General features: G+C 57.6%; 14 protein-coding genes. 11 read left to right on the plus strand and 3 right to left on the minus strand.

Features of this window, described 5'->3' with window-relative positions; translation table 11 throughout:
* The first annotated feature begins 10 nt into the window (after positions 1 to 10).
* The 6 genes from ODJ80_RS00070 (at position 11) to ODJ80_RS00095 (ending at position 7,641) form a co-directional block, all read left to right on the plus strand.
* Positions 11 to 979 carry an ABC transporter permease gene (locus tag ODJ80_RS00070; protein ID WP_178864318.1) on the plus strand — a complete coding sequence of 323 codons (969 nt, stop codon included), beginning with the start codon at positions 11 to 13 and terminating at the stop codon, positions 977 to 979.
* A gap of 21 nt (positions 980 to 1,000) precedes the next feature.
* Complete coding sequence (locus ODJ80_RS00075) at positions 1,001 to 1,912, plus strand: carbohydrate ABC transporter permease (RefSeq protein WP_263040385.1); 912 nt, start codon at positions 1,001 to 1,003, stop codon at positions 1,910 to 1,912.
* 100 nt (positions 1,913 to 2,012) lie between these two features.
* Positions 2,013 to 3,686, plus strand: a complete 1,674-nt coding sequence (locus ODJ80_RS00080; protein ID WP_263040386.1) for an extracellular solute-binding protein — start codon at positions 2,013 to 2,015, stop codon at positions 3,684 to 3,686.
* Positions 3,687 to 3,774: 88 nt separating this feature from the next.
* A complete protein-coding gene (locus ODJ80_RS00085; protein ID WP_263040387.1) occupies positions 3,775 to 4,503 on the plus strand; it encodes a sugar phosphate isomerase/epimerase family protein in 729 nt (242 codons plus the stop codon).
* 363 nt (positions 4,504 to 4,866) lie between these two features.
* Positions 4,867 to 6,630, plus strand: coding sequence for a glycoside hydrolase family 2 protein (locus ODJ80_RS00090; RefSeq protein WP_263040388.1), 1,764 nt, complete (start codon positions 4,867 to 4,869; stop codon positions 6,628 to 6,630).
* A 303-nt stretch (positions 6,631 to 6,933) separates the two neighbouring features.
* Positions 6,934 to 7,641 carry an SGNH/GDSL hydrolase family protein gene (locus ODJ80_RS00095; protein ID WP_263040389.1) on the plus strand — a complete coding sequence of 236 codons (708 nt, stop codon included), beginning with the start codon at positions 6,934 to 6,936 and terminating at the stop codon, positions 7,639 to 7,641.
* 142 nt (positions 7,642 to 7,783) lie between these two features.
* On the opposite strand, the gene ODJ80_RS00100 is transcribed toward ODJ80_RS00095, so the two are convergent.
* Positions 7,784 to 8,569 (minus strand): AraC family transcriptional regulator, encoded by a 786-nt coding sequence (locus tag ODJ80_RS00100; RefSeq protein ID WP_263040390.1) that lies wholly within the window; start codon positions 8,567 to 8,569, stop codon positions 7,784 to 7,786.
* A gap of 229 nt (positions 8,570 to 8,798) precedes the next feature.
* On the opposite strand from ODJ80_RS00100, the gene ODJ80_RS00105 reads away from it, so the two are divergent.
* From ODJ80_RS00105 to rpiB, 4 genes are read left to right on the plus strand one after another with little or no spacing between them, the layout of a single operon-like run.
* Entirely contained in the window at positions 8,799 to 9,779 is a 981-nt protein-coding gene (locus tag ODJ80_RS00105; RefSeq protein ID WP_263040391.1) for an alcohol dehydrogenase catalytic domain-containing protein, read from the plus strand.
* A gap of 13 nt (positions 9,780 to 9,792) precedes the next feature.
* Positions 9,793 to 10,713, plus strand: a complete 921-nt coding sequence (alsK, locus tag ODJ80_RS00110) for an allose kinase (protein ID WP_263040392.1) — start codon at positions 9,793 to 9,795, stop codon at positions 10,711 to 10,713.
* Positions 10,710 to 11,375: a ribulose-phosphate 3-epimerase gene (locus tag ODJ80_RS00115; RefSeq protein WP_263040393.1), complete on the plus strand. Its 666-nt coding sequence runs from the start codon at positions 10,710 to 10,712 to the stop codon at positions 11,373 to 11,375. The genes alsK and ODJ80_RS00115 overlap by 4 nt, the downstream gene beginning before the upstream one ends.
* 12 nt (positions 11,376 to 11,387) lie before the next feature.
* Positions 11,388 to 11,852: a ribose 5-phosphate isomerase B gene (gene rpiB / locus ODJ80_RS00120; protein ID WP_263040394.1), complete on the plus strand. Its 465-nt coding sequence runs from the start codon at positions 11,388 to 11,390 to the stop codon at positions 11,850 to 11,852.
* Positions 11,853 to 12,204: 352 nt separating this feature from the next.
* Here the strand turns inward: rpiB and ODJ80_RS00125 are convergent, their stop codons facing one another.
* Both ODJ80_RS00125 and ODJ80_RS00130 read right to left on the minus strand, forming a co-directional pair.
* Entirely contained in the window at positions 12,205 to 13,032 is an 828-nt protein-coding gene (locus ODJ80_RS00125) for a hypothetical protein (RefSeq protein ID WP_263040395.1), read from the minus strand.
* Positions 13,033 to 13,042: 10 nt separating this feature from the next.
* The gene (locus tag ODJ80_RS00130) at positions 13,043 to 13,759 is read right to left on the minus strand and encodes a GntR family transcriptional regulator (RefSeq protein WP_263040396.1); all 717 of its coding nucleotides are present in this window, start codon (positions 13,757 to 13,759) and stop codon (positions 13,043 to 13,045) included.
* A 193-nt stretch (positions 13,760 to 13,952) separates the two neighbouring features.
* Between ODJ80_RS00130 and ODJ80_RS00135 the strand changes: the two genes are divergently transcribed.
* Positions 13,953 to 14,900 (plus strand): phosphate/phosphite/phosphonate ABC transporter substrate-binding protein, encoded by a 948-nt coding sequence (locus ODJ80_RS00135; protein WP_263040397.1) that lies wholly within the window; start codon positions 13,953 to 13,955, stop codon positions 14,898 to 14,900.
* The last annotated feature ends 7 nt before the right edge of the window (positions 14,901 to 14,907 follow it).

The raw sequence follows: 14,907 nt of genomic DNA on the forward strand, positions 1-14,907 counted from the left end.
TGAAGTGCGTATGAGCAAGCCTGCGGCGTTCGCCCGAAGTCCCATTACCCGGGTGCGGAAGCCACGAAAGTACACTTGGGAAAACATCCGAAAAAACACCACCAAAAACTGGGCCCTGGTGTTAATGGTTCTTCCCGCGTTGGCGTTTTACATCATTTTCCATTATATCCCCATGGGCGGCCTGCTGATGGCCTTTGAGAATTTCAAGCCCAAGCTTGGCATTTTCGGCTCTCCTTTTGTGGGACTGGAAAACTTTGCGGACTTCTTCAACTCCGCTTTCGCCTGGCGCACCATCCGCAACACGCTGATCCTCAGCTTGCTGCAGCTGTGCATCGAGTTCCCCATCACCATCATCTTTGCCCTGCTCCTCAACGAGCTGCGCAGCAAGCGCTATAAGAGACTGGTGCAAACTGTTTCTTACATGCCCTACTTTGTTTCTATGGTGGTCATGGCCGGCATTATCGTGGACTTCTGCTCCACCACCGGCCCCCTCACCCAGCTTGTGGGCGCTGTCACGGGAAACTATGACAACCTGCTGGGCAACGCCGCAAACTGGCGGCCCATATACGTTCTATCAGACCTATGGAAAAACCTAGGGTTCGACGCCATTATCTATGTGGCGGCCCTAGCGGGCATTGACCAAACCCTTTATGAGGCCGCTGAGATCGACGGCGCCAGCCGCTTCCAGCGCATTATGCGTGTGACCATTCCCTGCATTCTCGACACCATTATGATCATGCTCATCCTGCGCATTGGTCAAATGCTTTCTGTAGGCTATGAAAAGACAATTCTGCTCTACAACCCCCAGGTATATGAAACCGCGGACATTCTTTCCAGCTTCATCTACCGCAAGGGCATTCAAGAGATGAACTACGGCTATTCCACAGCCGTCTCCCTGTTTAACTCGGTGATCAACTTCGTGCTGCTGATCATTGCCAACACCATTAGTAAGAAGTACACCGAAACCGGCCTGTTCTAACAAGAAAGGAGAGATCTCACCATGGCAATGGTCAAAAGCAAGGCTAGGGGCAGCAGGATCTTCAACTTCTGCAATATCCTTTTCTTTGCCCTGATTATGATTGTTTGCATCCTTCCCGTGTGGCATGTGTTCTGCGCCTCCTTCTCCAATGCCAGCTGGGTGATGAACCAGAGAGGCTTAATCTGGTACATCAAGGATTTTACCCTCAACGGCTATCAGCTGGTATTCAATGACAACAGCATCTGGACCGGCTACCTGAACACCTTCATCTATGTTATCGGCACCACTGTGCTGGGCATGTTCCTCACCGTGATGGCGGCCTACGCCCTTTCCCGCAAGGATTTTATCTGGGCAAACCCCCTGATGCTGATTATCTCTTTCACCATGCTGTTCTCCGGCGGCATTGTCACGCTGTACATCCTGGTAACCCAGACCCTGAATATGTATGACAGCCGCTGGGCCCTGATCCTGCCCAACTGCATGAGCGCCTTCTATCTCATCCTGGTGCGCACGGCCATGCAGAATGTGCCGGACAGTCTGGAGGAATCTGCCATGCTGGACGGCGCGGGCCGGTTCACCATTTTGTTCCAGATCATGCTGCCCCTGATCAAGGCCACCCTGGCCACTGTTATCCTGTACTACGTCATTGGCAACTGGAACAGCTGGTTTAACGCCATGATCTACATTCGCTCGGAGGACAAAAAGCCCCTGCAGCTGATTTTGAAGGAGCTGCTGGTCGATACCAACAGCAGCAGCAACGCCAACGTGGACATCAGCGTTCTCGCCTCGGGAGAATCCGGCGACGCAGTGCTTTATAAACAGCTGATGAAATACTGCACCATTATGGTGTCCACTGTGCCCATGTTCATCTTCTATCCCTTTATCCAGAAGTACTTCGAATCCGGCGTCATGATCGGCGCTATCAAGGGGTAAAGGCCACCTGCTTTACGAAGCAACAGCGCATCTGCGCTTTGCCAAAGGGGCTTTCCCTGCGGAAGCCCGTTATAATTAAAAGTTTTAGGAGGAAAGCAACATGAAAAACGCCAAGAAACTGGTCGCTCTTCTGCTGAGCCTGGCGCTGGTGCTGTCCCTGGGCGCCTGCGGCGGCAACGACGGAAGCTCCACCTCCAGCGAAGCCTCTCCCTCCAGCACAACGGAGGAAAGCGGCGCTGCTGCGGAATCCGGTGATGAGAGCCAGGCTGAAACCGCCGAAACCGGCGAGTTCCAGCTGCCCATCGTGGACGAGCCCACCACCCTTTCTTACTTTGTGGCGGATGACTCGAATGCGGCCATCATGACCACCGACTGGAACGACAACGAGTTCTATCAGGAGATGGAGCGCCGCACCGGTGTCCATCTGGAGTTCGAGATGGTGTCTTCTGCCGACTACCAGACCAACTTCAACCTGATGATCGCCTCTGGCAACCTGGCCGACATGATCTATGTAGGCGCTTCCTACTACGCAGAAGGCGTGGACGCCGCCATTGACGACGGCTACTTCCTGGATCTGACGGATCTGGTGGACGAGTACATGCCCAACTACGAGAAGGTCCGCACCTCCGATGTGCAGTATGAGCTGCTCTCCACCACCGACTCTGGCCGGCTGGGCGCTGTGTATGAGCTGCGCCAGTCCAAGCAGGGCCCCTGGCTGGGCCTGTGGATCCGCCAGGACTGGCTGGACGACCTGGGCCTGGATACCCCTGTAACCTTTGACGATTACCACGAAGTCCTTACCGCGTTCAAGAACGAGAAGGGCGCTACTGCTCCTCTAATCCTGAACTTCAGCGGCAGCGACGGCGAGTTCGGCACCATGTCTGGCGGCCTGAATGTGCTCAACAGCTGGCAGCTGGACGAGACTGGCAAGGTTAACTTTGGGCCCTACATGGACGCTTGGAAAGAGTATGTCACCATTATGCACCAGTGGTACACCGAGGGCCTGATCGACCCCGATTTCATGGCCACTGACGAGCGTACCGCCGACATGGCCAAGGTGGTTACCGGCGCTTCCGGCCTGTTCGCCGCCCTGTACACCATGCCTTCTGTTTACGAGGCTGCTTCCGAGGATCCCAACATGAACCTGGCCCCTGTCAATCCTCCCGTTATGAACGAGGGTGACGAAGGCCACATCCGCCTGCGCGACTCCTACACCTCTGGCAACACCGCCATTTCCGCTGACAGCGAGAACTGGGAGGTGGCCCTGCGCTGGCTGGATTACCTGTACACCGATGAGGGCGCTCTGCTGGCCAACTACGGTGTGGAGGGCGACACCTTCGAGTTTGATGAGAATGGCAAACCTGTCTTTACCGACAAGATTCTGAACAACGAGAACGGCTGGACCATGACCCAGACTGTGGCCAGCTACCTGTGCCCCTCTGCTGGCATTGCCAACTGGTCTGACTGGACCCGTGAGCTGGCCGGTGTGCCCGAGAAGGACCAGGCCTGCTACGACGTGTGGAGCGAGTTCAGCGACGATTGGCGCCTGCCCTCCTCTGTCACTCTGACTCAGGATGAGTCCACCGAGCGCGCTGCCCTGTATGCTGACATCAGCACCATCGTGAAGGAGCAGACTGCCCAGTTTATCAGCGGCGCTCTGGACATCGAGGAGAACTGGGACGCTTACATCTCTGCCCTGGAGGCCAGCGGCATGGAGCGTGCCATCGAGATCACCCAGGCTGCGTATGACCGTTACCTGGCCCGTGTCGAGTAATTCAAGTTTGAAAAAACCGGTTATCACTGCGCGAGGACCCCGCCCCTGGCGGGGTCCTTTCCGCATGACATAAAAGGGAGGAACCATTATGAAATATGGACTGCAAATGTACAGCGTGAGAGATTTGACTGAGCACGACCTGCGGGGCGCGCTGCAGCAAGTGGCAGAAATGGGCTACTCTTTTGTGGAGTTCGCCGGCTTTATGGGCAACTCTGCCGAGGATGTAAAGAGCTGGCTGGAGGAATACGGCCTGCAGGTCTCCAGCACCCACACCCCCCTGGCCGAGCTGGAGGACGAGGTTCTGGACCAGACCATTGCCTATCACAAGGCCATTGGCTGCAAGGATATCATCATCCCCTATGCCAAGCTGGAGACCAAGGAGCAAATCGACGCCTTTGTGGAACGGGTCAACACGCTCATCCCCAAGCTGCAGGCAGAGGGGATCTCCCTGCACTATCACAACCACGACTGCGACTTTGCCCCCACCCCTGAGGGGCTGGTCCCCGAGGAGGAGCTGCTGGCCCGCACCAGCATCCTGCTGGAGGTGGACACCTATTGGACCTTTGTGGCCAAGCAGAACCCTGTGGAGTTCATCCGGCGGCATAAGGACCGCATCCGCATGATCCATCTGAAAGATGGCATGGGTAACCACACCGGGAAATCCCTGGGCCAGGGCGTCGCCCCGGTGAAGGAAGTGCGCCAGGCCGCCATCGAGCTGGGATTCCCCATGATTGTGGAAAGCGAGGGCCTGGACCCCACCGGCCTGGAGGAAGTCAAGCGCTGCATAGAGTTCCTCAAGGAAGAGGACGCCAAATAAGGACACAATACAAAAAAATACAGAAGGAAGAAGGGCGCGGCTTGATGCCGTGCCTTTCTTCCTTTTCTGGTAGTCAGATTACTACGGCTGCTTTTGCACTTCCTTTTTCACAATCCCCGCGCTTTTTCCACCCGAAAAGGGGAGGGCCGCGCACTCCTGCCGCTGTGCCCCGAGGGTGCGGCCGCTCTGACGGAGATCGGGGAATTTTGCCCCCAATAGAGGGCCCCGCTTTTCCGGGGCAACATCGTTTCAACGCCAAAGAAAGATCACAAAAAAGTTGTTTTTAGATATTTACTTCTAGCTGTTCTGCGGGTATAATCGCATTGTTCCTACCAATTTCAACCTATAGGGGGGGAGAAGCTCGTGAATATACCGCGCGCTGAACATCCCAATCCCCAGTGGGAGCGGGAAACATGGAAAAATTTGAACGGGCCCTGGGAATTCGAGTTCGACTTCGGCTGCAGCGCCGTGGAGCGGCGCCTGTGGGAAAAGAAGCGCTTCGACCGGGAGATCCTGGTCCCCTTCTGCCCGGAGAGCCGGCTTTCCGGCATTGGCTACACCGATTTTATCAGCGGCGTAGCCTACCGCAGAAACTTTGAGCTCAGCCAGGAGGAATTGTCCGGAAGGGTCCTGCTGCACTTTGGCGCTGTGGACTACGAGGCCTCTGTGTATGTCAACGGAACTCTGGTGGGCTCCCACAAGGGCGGCTATACCTCCTTCTGCTTTGACATCACAAAACATGTGGCCCCGGGCCCTAACACGCTGTTTGTGGCTGTGAAGGACGACGTCCGCAGCGGCCTGCAGCCCAAGGGAAAGCAGGCCCATCTCTACGCATCCTCCGGCTGCGACTACACGCGCACCATCGGCATCTGGCAGACTGTGTGGCTGGAATTTGTCCCCGAGCGCCACATCCAGTCCGCCAAATACTATCCCGACCCCGCCAACGGCAAGGTCACTGTCACCGGGCTGGTCCAGGGGCAGGGAACGCTGCAGCTCACCGCCCTGTGGGAGGACAAGCCCGTGGGAGAGGCGGCGCTTTCTGTGGAGGACGGCTTCTTTACAGCCCAGCTGGATCTGTCGGAGACCCACTTGTGGGAACCCGGCAAGGGCGGCCTGTACACCCTGCTGCTCTCCTTCGGCGAGGACCGGGTAAAGAGCTACTTCGGCCTGCGCACCGCCAAGTTCCAGGGCCGGAAGTTCCTTCTAAACGGCAAGTCCCTATTCCAGCGGTTTGTGCTGGACCAGGGCTTCTATCCCGACGGCATTTACACCGCTCCCACGGAAGAGGACCTGGTGAAGGACATCCAGCTGTCCTTCGCCGCGGGCTTCAATGGCGCCCGGCTCCACGAGAAGGTCTTTGAGGCCCGTTTCCTCTACCACTGCGACCGGCTGGGCTACCTGGTGTGGGGCGAATATCCCAACTGGGGCCTGGATCACGCCCATCCCCTGTCCACCGAGACGTACCTCAACCAGTGGAGCGAAGCCGTGGAGCGGGACTTCAACCACCCGGCCATTATCGGCTGGTGCCCCTTCAACGAGACCTGGGGCTACCGGGAGGAACGGGAGAAGAACGCCCTGCTCACCAGCCTTTACAAGCTGACCAAGCGGCTGGACCCCACCCGTCCCTGCATTGACTCCAGCGGAAACTACCGTGTCCTCTCGGAGGTCTACGATATCCATGACTACGACCAGGACACCCAGAGCTTCCAAGCCCGCTGGGACGGCCTGACGGACCGCATCCGGGAAACCGGCGGTGTCATCCCCGCGGAGGACCCCTTCTTCAACTCCGCCCCCGAAGGGCCCAGCGGCCGGGCTCCTTTCTTCAACCAGCCCTATGACAACCAGCCCATCTTTGTCAGCGAGTACGGCGGCATCCGCTGGCCGGACGACACGGTGGAGGGCTGGGGCTACGGCAACGCGTCCGCCACTCCAGAGGAGTTCTTCGCCCGCTACAAGGGCCTGACCGAGGCCCTGCTGAACAACCCGGAGATTTTCGGGTTCTGCTACACCCAATTGTACGACGTGGAGCAGGAAGTCAACGGCCTGTACACCTATGGCCGGGTTCAGAAATTCGATATCAGCCTTATCCAGAAGATCAACCAGCAGAAAGCGGCCATTGAGGACTGAGCTGCCCTACAGGGTACCTTTGCACCGGCAAGCGCCCCCGCTCCAGGAGTTTGGAGCGGGAGCGCTTTTTTGCTCTGGCTCGCTTCAACCGCCCCTGTGCCCCGCTTCCGCATGTGATATACGTTGAGCCATACCCTGAACCGCTGTTTGAACAAGCGGCTGAAATTACCGTTCTCTTTACGGCTCGGGCTCTTCACAAAGGAAGAGAGATTCCCTCTACCCTCCCGCGTTTTTCTGTGCTACAATGATAGCAAAGAAAGCAAAGCCCCTTGGGCTTTTGAAGACAACGGAGGAGCATACGCCATGAAAAAAACACGCATTTTATTCACCGGAGATTCCATCACCGACGTGTACCGCACGGACGTGGTCCGGGCCATGGAGAGCTGGCTGGACCCTGCCCTTACCGCTCAGGAGCGCCAGGCCTCTACCAACAGCGTGCTGGGAATGGGATACCCCCTGCTGGCTGCCGCCCAGCTCAGCGCCGAGGAGCCCGGCCGCTATGAATTCCTGAACCGGGGCATCTCCGGCAACCGGGTGGTGGACCTGGACGCCCGCATCAAGGTGGACTGCATCAACCTGCGCCCCGACGTGATCAGCATTATGATCGGCGTCAACGACGTGTGGCACGAGCTGGGCGATCACAACGGTGTGGACGCCCCCAAGTTCCGCCGGGTCTACCAGGGGATGCTCCAGGAGATCACCCAGGCCCTGCCCGGGGTGAAACTCATCCTGCTGGAGCCCTATGTGCTCCAAGGCCCCGCCACGCAGGAGCACTGGGACACCTTCCGCCGGGAAGTGGACCTGCGCCGGGAGATCACCCGAGAGCTAGCCAAGGACTACTGGGAGAAAGAGGACCTGTACATCCCCTGCATCGACACTCAGAAGCTCTTTGACCAGGCTGCTGCCCGCAGCTGCCCCGGAGACTGGACCGCTGACGGCGTCCACCCCACCCCGGCAGGCCACTGGCTGCTGGCCCAGGAATGGGTGCGGTGCTTTAAGGAAAACGGATAAGCTTACATAGAAGTATAAGGAACCCCTGCCGGTTGGCAGGGGTTCCTTTTTGTATTCCGCTTTTCTTTTTCCTGCCAGGGACGGGCCGGCGGGAAGCCGCAGCCTCCGTCTCTCCCACGGCAACGGCGCTCCGGGGGGCGCTTCAGGCATCCTCGGGCCCATCATCGGAAAGCCCGCTCTGAAGCAGGTACTCTCGAGGGGACATCCCTGTTTTAGCGCGGAATACCCGTGAGAAATACCGCTCGTCGTAATAGCCGCACATTCCGGCAATATCCCCAATGGAGAGATTCAGCAGCTTTTTCTGTTCCAGCAGCTGCTTGGCGTAGTCCACCCGCAGCCGCGCCAGATATTCCGTGGGGGTAAGCCCCGTCTGCTCCCGGAATTTGCGGCGCATGTAATTTTCCGTGTAATTCCCCGAGGAAAGGATTTCCTTTAAATCCAACTCCGGATCGGCAAAACCGGCGATAATCCTGCTTTTTACCTGGTCTACCAAAGGCACGGCGCTGCCCCCTGCCATCCATGCCGCCAGCAGCTGCATCGCCGCCCGGAATAGGGAGAGGACCACAGGGCGCTCTTCCAGCTTTTTCTGGTAATGCAGATTTAAAAAGAGCCGCACCAACCTCTCAAAGCTTTTTTCGCTGTCATCCTGCAGCAAAATAGGGCGGTCCGCGGGGACCTGCCGGTTATCAGCCGTGAGAAATTCCTCCGTGTGGAAATAGTAGTCGACGAATCCCTCTTGCGAGCGTTTGGAGTGTTCCATTCCAGGGGGGATGCAAAGGATTGTCCCCTCGGTAAAAGAGTAGCACTCCTCTCCGATCCACGTTTTCCCCTCCCCCAGCACGTTTACAGAGATCTCCCACAGCTCATGGCTGTGGGGATGGCAGTTGGAAAGGGTCCGGGGCGCGGCGCCCAAAGAATACAGCCTCACCGCTTCACCGCCTTTTCAAAAAGATAGCTCCATTGTAGCCCCAGAACACGAAATTGTCAACCAAATGTGTCAAATCGTCCACCTTTTCCCCGGATGTGCAGGATAAGGGGAAAACCGTGCGGAAATCTTGGGAAAATCCACCTTTTCCCCTTTGGTCTCCTGCTGATTCAAAAGGCTTTTGTGCTATATTTGAACCTGCAAATCCACATAAGACAAGGAGAAAAGCAGCATGAAAGCGATCATTACAACACTGCCGGGCAAAAGCGTTTTGCAAGAAGTCCCTATGCCGGAGATGAACGAGGACTCCGTGCTGATCCAATTAAAATACTGCGGAGTGTGCTATTCCGAGCACTATGAGTGGAAGACAAACGGAGGGGCCTTTGGCCACGAGCCCATGGGAACCATCGTCCAGGTGGGCAAAAACGTAGAGGGCTTTTCCGTGGGGGACCGGGTCTCCGGCCTGTGGGGGAGTACCCTTCCCGGCGCGGGGGGCATGGTTCAGTATGCTGTGGCCAACCCCAGCAAGGACACTGTGGTCAAGCTGCCAGAGAACGTGCGGGACGAGGACCTGGTGCTGGAGCCCCTGGCCTGCATTTACTCTGCTGTGAGCAAGGCCCATTGTTCCATGCCCGGCACCCATGTGTGCGTGGTGGGCTGCGGCTATATGGGCTGCGGCGCCATCAGCCTGCTGAAGGCCCGCGGCTGCTATGTGGTGGCAGTGGATATTCGGGAATCCTCCCGTGCGGATGCCTTGAAGTACGGCGCCCAAGAGGCCTACTCCCCCCAAGAGGCCCTGGAAAAATACGGAACTGAATCCGGCCACCCCGGCTTTGAGATGGTGATGGAGTGGGGGGAAACCAACGAATCTCTGGACACTGCCATCCAGCTCACCCGCATGTGCGGCCAGCTCTGCGTGGGGGCGTATCACACCGGCGGGAAACGGCTGGTAGATGTACAGCAGCTGAACATCAAAGCCATCGAAATGCTGTCCGTGCACCCGCGCCAGGCCCAACTCTCTGACACCGGCGCGCGCCATGCGGCGGAAATGCTCGCCAGCGGCGCCTGGTGCTACAAAGACATTCCCACCATGATTTACCCGATGAACAAGTTTGACCAGGCTCAGGCCGAGCTGGAAACCAAATACGGCCACCACATGAAGGCCCTGATCGACATGGAGGCAGAGGACGGCGAGCCCCATCTGGCACTGTGAGGGGGAGATTGTCATGAAGCCCTATGTGATTGGCATGGACATTGGCGGAACCAACCTCCGCATTGCCCTTGGCCCCCAGGGGGAAGAGATCCGGCATTTTCAAAAGGTGCCGCAGGAGGCCGTGCTCACTGGGGAATCCCCTGCCAAAGAGCTGGCGGATTTTATCCAGAACTATTGCGCACAGCACGGAGGAGGGGCACGGCCAGAGGCAGTGATGATTGGCTTTCCCGCCACGCTGGACAGGAACCGGCACCATGTTTTGCAGGCGCCCAATGTTCCCGGGATAGACGGCCTCTCCGCCGCGGACCTGGGGCGCCTGGCCCATGTCCCCGTCTACTTTGAACGGGACGTGAACCTGCTGTTTTCCTGCGACATGTTGGATTTGGGCATCCCCTCCCAGGGCCTTTCCGTTGGGATCTACATTGGCACAGGGATCGGCAATGCCATTTTCTACAATGGCCGCCCCCTTTCCGGCAAGAATGGGGTTTCTGGAGAGCTGGGGCACATTCCACGCAGCGGCAGCGGGGAAATCTGCGGCTGCGGAAACCTGGGCTGCGCCGAATGTTTTGCCTCCGGCCGCAGGCTGTCCCATCTGCGGGACACATATTTCCCCAGCCTGCCTATAGGCCGGCTGTTCCTGGAACAGGGCTCTTCCCCCATCCTGCAGGATTTCCTGGAGGAAATTGCCTGCACAGTTGCCGCGGAATTGAATATTCTCGACCCGGAGTACCTGGTCCTGGGCGGCGGCGTGCTCCACATGGCCGGTTTTCCCTTAGAATCTCTGAAAAAGAAAATTCTGGCCCACACCCGAAAACCCTACCCGGCACAGGGCCTGCAGATCCTCCACTCCCAGGACGCCGTGGAAAACGGCGCGCGGGGGGCTGTTGCCCTGGCGTGGGCGCTGGATCAGGAAAGGAAAGCGGTGCTATCGTGAAACACACAAAGGAAAGCCCCCGGCTGCTCTGCCCCTCCATGATGTGCGCGGGGTTCGACTGTCTGGCACAGGAGACGGAAACCTTGGACAGGGCGGGCGCGGACATCTTTCATCTGGATGTTATGGACGGGCATTTTGTCCGCAACTTCGGCCTGGGCTTAGAGGACATTCAATGTGTACGCCGCCACACCTCCAAGCCCATCGACGCCCATTTGATGGTGAGCAATCCTGGAGAAGTGGCCGATCTCTTCTTGGATTTGGGCGTGGACATTCTCTACATTCATTGGGAGGCGGAGGCAGACACAGCCCGCACCCTCAGCCATATCCGGGAAAGGGGAGGGAAATCCGGGCTGGTCCTCAACCCGGGCACTTCCCTGGAAGCGGTGGAAGGCCTGCTCCCTTGGACGGATTACCTGCTGCTGATGACGGTTACCCCAGGGTTTTCCGGACAAAAATACCAGCCTGCTGTGGAGGAAAAAATCCAAAAGGCGGCTGTCTGGAAGGAGCGTTACCACTACTGCCTGGCAGTGGACGGCGCGATTTCCCCCTCTGTGATTCAGCGGCTTGCGCCCTTGGGAGTGGACGGCTTTATCCTGGGGACCTCCGCCCTGTTTGGCAAGGGCGATTATCAAACGACCATGCGGGCGCTGCGGGCGCTGTAAAGGAGGAACACAATGATTGCATTGGCATCGGACCATGTGGGCCTGGAATTAAAGCGGGAAATCATGGCACACTTAGAGGCCTTGGGCCTCCCCTACAAGGACTTTGGAACGTACAGCGCAGAGAGGTGCAACTATCCGGAATTTGCCTTTCTGGCCGCGTCCGCGGTTGCCAGGGGAGAGTGTGAGAAGGGAATTGTATGCTGCGGTACAGGCGTTGGGATTTCCATTGCCGCCAACAAGGTAAAAGGGATCCGCTGCGTCTGCTGTTCAGAGCCCTATTCCGCCCTGCTCTCCCGCCAGCACAACAACACCAACATGCTGGCCATGGGCAGCCGCGTGGTGGGAAAAGACCTGGCGCTTATGATTGTGGATCAATGGCTTCAGGGCAAATATGAGGGAGGCCGCCATCAAATCCGGCTGGATGAAATCCAAGCTTTAGAGGAAACCGGGGAAATCGCAAAACATAATTTCCTATAGGAATCAAGGTCCGCAAGTTCCCCCTGCAGAGAGCGGTAAAAAACCTGCCTTTGACATTGTCAAAGGCAGGTTTTTTCATTGCTGCCTTTAAGGCTTAACAAAAAAGGTGCGCGGCCTCCCTTTCTGAGAAACCGGGCACTTCCCTGATGCGCTGTTAAGCTTTACCGGCAAAAAATAAACCCTGCCGCCTTGCTTCAGCTTCCTGCTGAAAACGTTCTTGTTTTCTTCTTATAGAAAGCACGCTGAATGCAATGGCAAGAATTTCACGAAAAAAATTGGAACCGATCCCAAAAACACCTTTCCTCAAAGGGAAGTTTATCCAGCGGATTTCACCAAAACCTGCCCCGCCCTTTTACACCCTCCCCAGGGCCCGGTCCCATGCTTCTTCCAGGGAGCGCAATGTGGGATACCGGTTTTCCCGCTGGGATGAAGCCGCTTTTCCAGCGCACTTCCAGGCCGCCGGGGAAAGAGGCCAAAGGGAAAGCTCCCTCCCTTCCGGTGAAAACAGTTCAAAGGCAAAGGAACCCATGGTGTACACCATGGTGCGTTCATCGACAGGGGCTCCCTTTTGGTACTCCTCCGGAGCCATAAAGCGGGAGGAACCCCACATCCGCCCCACCGGGTTAAAAAACGGCGTCCGGTGGTAGGCGTCCACATCGCAGAGAAGGGGGCGGCCGGTCTCCTCCTCATACATTACGCAGCCATCGTAAAAGTCCACAGATACATAGCCCCTCTCCGCCACATGGCGGTGGAACGCCAGCACAGCCTGAAAAACCGCCAGCTTCTTTTCCACGGGGAGGGCCAAAAAGGCCGCTCGGGTGGGATATTGCTTTCCCATGCACAGGGCATCTGTCCAGGGGAACAAAAGCGCATACCCTCCGGCCACGGGCCCATCCCACAGCAGGGGCAGCAGTGCCGGGTGGGCCAGGTCCCGAATGACCTGGGCGGATTTTTCCAAGAGGCGGACAGCCTCGCTGGGCTCGCCATCAAAGCAGAGGGGCCTTGCCCCGGCATATTTCAAAAAGTACCGCCGCCCCTCCCGCTCCAGGCCGAAGCACAGATTTCCGGAATCCTGGCGGTCGAATACGCGGAAGACCCTTCCCCACCGGTGGAGGAAAGAAAGGTCGGTCTCTTCTTTCACCACACAGGGAATCCCATCGGGAAACAATGTGACAACCATAAAAGCCCCCTTATGAATAGACAAAGATAAACCGGTCTGCCCGGTAAACAGTGCGGTAAACCTCGAGGATGGCCCCGCTGCCGTCCTCCACGGTCTTGCTGCTGAACACCAGCCCGGTGGAGGCCGCTGGCAGCTCCAGCATCTCCTGCTCCAGGCGGGTGAGCAGCCCTACCGTCATTTGGGAGTTTTCCCCATGGAAGCGCTCGTGCCCATTTTCTCTTAAATAGGCGTGGAAGGAAAGGATGGACCCGGCATCCTCTGGGAGATGGGGAAAGTATCTTTCCGGCAGGTAGCGGGTGTACACAGCCGCGGGGGCGCCGTCCACAATCCGCAATAGAGAGACCTTCCAAACCGGCTCCTCCTCGGGCAGCCCCAGGCTCTCATAGATGGAGGGATTATAGGATATTCTTTTGGCCCGGATGTTTTCTGAGCGGAAGGGGATGCCCAGCTCCTTCATTTTTTCAGAGAAGCTTGTCCGCCCCACCATGGCCAGCGGGATCTTTTCCTTTTTCCCCGCAAAAAAGCTGCCATACCCCTGCAGGGAGTAGATATATCCCAGCTCCTTCAGGCGGCTGTAAGCCCGGCGCACATCCGAACGGGGCACCTGAAATTCCCCGGCCAGCTTATTCTCGCTGGGCAGCTTGTCTCCCGGGCTGTATTTCCCATTGCGCAGATCCTGTATCAGCTGTTCTGCAATGCGCTCCCAGCCAGCTTCCTTTTCTTTCAAGGCGCGTCCCCCCTTTCGGTATTCTGTTTTGGATTATACCTCCTGTCCTGTTTTGGCACAACCCCCGGGGCCATATTTTAACGGTCATTTAACTTTTCACCCTTGGCACCTTTACAGGAGGTTTTTATCATGTGGGCGTTGCAGAAATGAAATGAAGAGACACAAGAACCCAAAACAAAGGAGGCAACTTCGTATGAAAGCAAGAAAATTGGGAGCGCTGCTGCTGGGCGCTATGTTGACGGTGGCAAGTTTGACCGGATGCTCTGCCAGCGGGCAGACCACCTCGGGCGCAGAAGCCCAGGCCACCGCAGAAAACGGCTATGGCCTGGAGGAGTTCGTCATGGTGATGATCCCTGGGGAGGACACGGAAAAATCCGTGCAGCTGCGGGATAACATGGCCCAGGAGATGAGCGAGGCCATCGGCGTGCCGGTTACCACCTACCGCGCCACCGACTACAGCGCCGCCGTGGAGGCCATGCGTACGGGCAACGCCCAGCTGGCGTACCTGGGGCCCTTCTCCTATGTCACTGCCCGGGAGCGGGCCGGGGCCGAGTGTTTGGTGGTCCAGGGGCAAGTGGGAACCAAGGGCGGCTACAAATCCTACATTGTGGTCCAGGCGGACAGCGATATCCAGTCTCTGGAGGACCTTCAGGGCAAGACCTTTGCCTTTGTGGACCCCGAGTCCACCTCTGGCAATGTGATCCCCACCGATGAAATCCTCTCCGCTTTCCCGGATTTGGGCCTCACCTTTGACGACCTGCACACCGATGGGAAGTTCTTCTCCTCCGCCATGTTCGCCGGCTCCCACCAGGGGTCTTTGCAGGCGGTGGCCCAGGGCAATGTGGACGCCGCCGCGGTGGGCTCCTCCGTCTATGAAAACCAGGTGGAAGAAGGCTCGGTAAACGAGGAGGACCTGCGCATCATCCACGAATCCCCTGACATCCCCGGCTCGCCTCTCGCCATCCAGAAGGACCTGCCCCAAGAGCTGAAGGACAAGGTGAAAGAATTTCTGCTCAGCTATGATGACCCCGAGTACTTTGGGGATGAAGAGGGCAAGGAGCCCAAGCGCTTTGTGGAGATTTCCGACAGCGATTACGACTATCTGGCCGATCTGAAAGAGACCTACAATCTTTCCGACTGAGGAGCGT

This window comes from Acutalibacter sp. LFL-21, from assembly GCF_025630755.1.
GTDB classification, from domain to species: domain Bacteria; phylum Bacillota; class Clostridia; order Oscillospirales; family Acutalibacteraceae; genus Acutalibacter; species Acutalibacter stercoravium.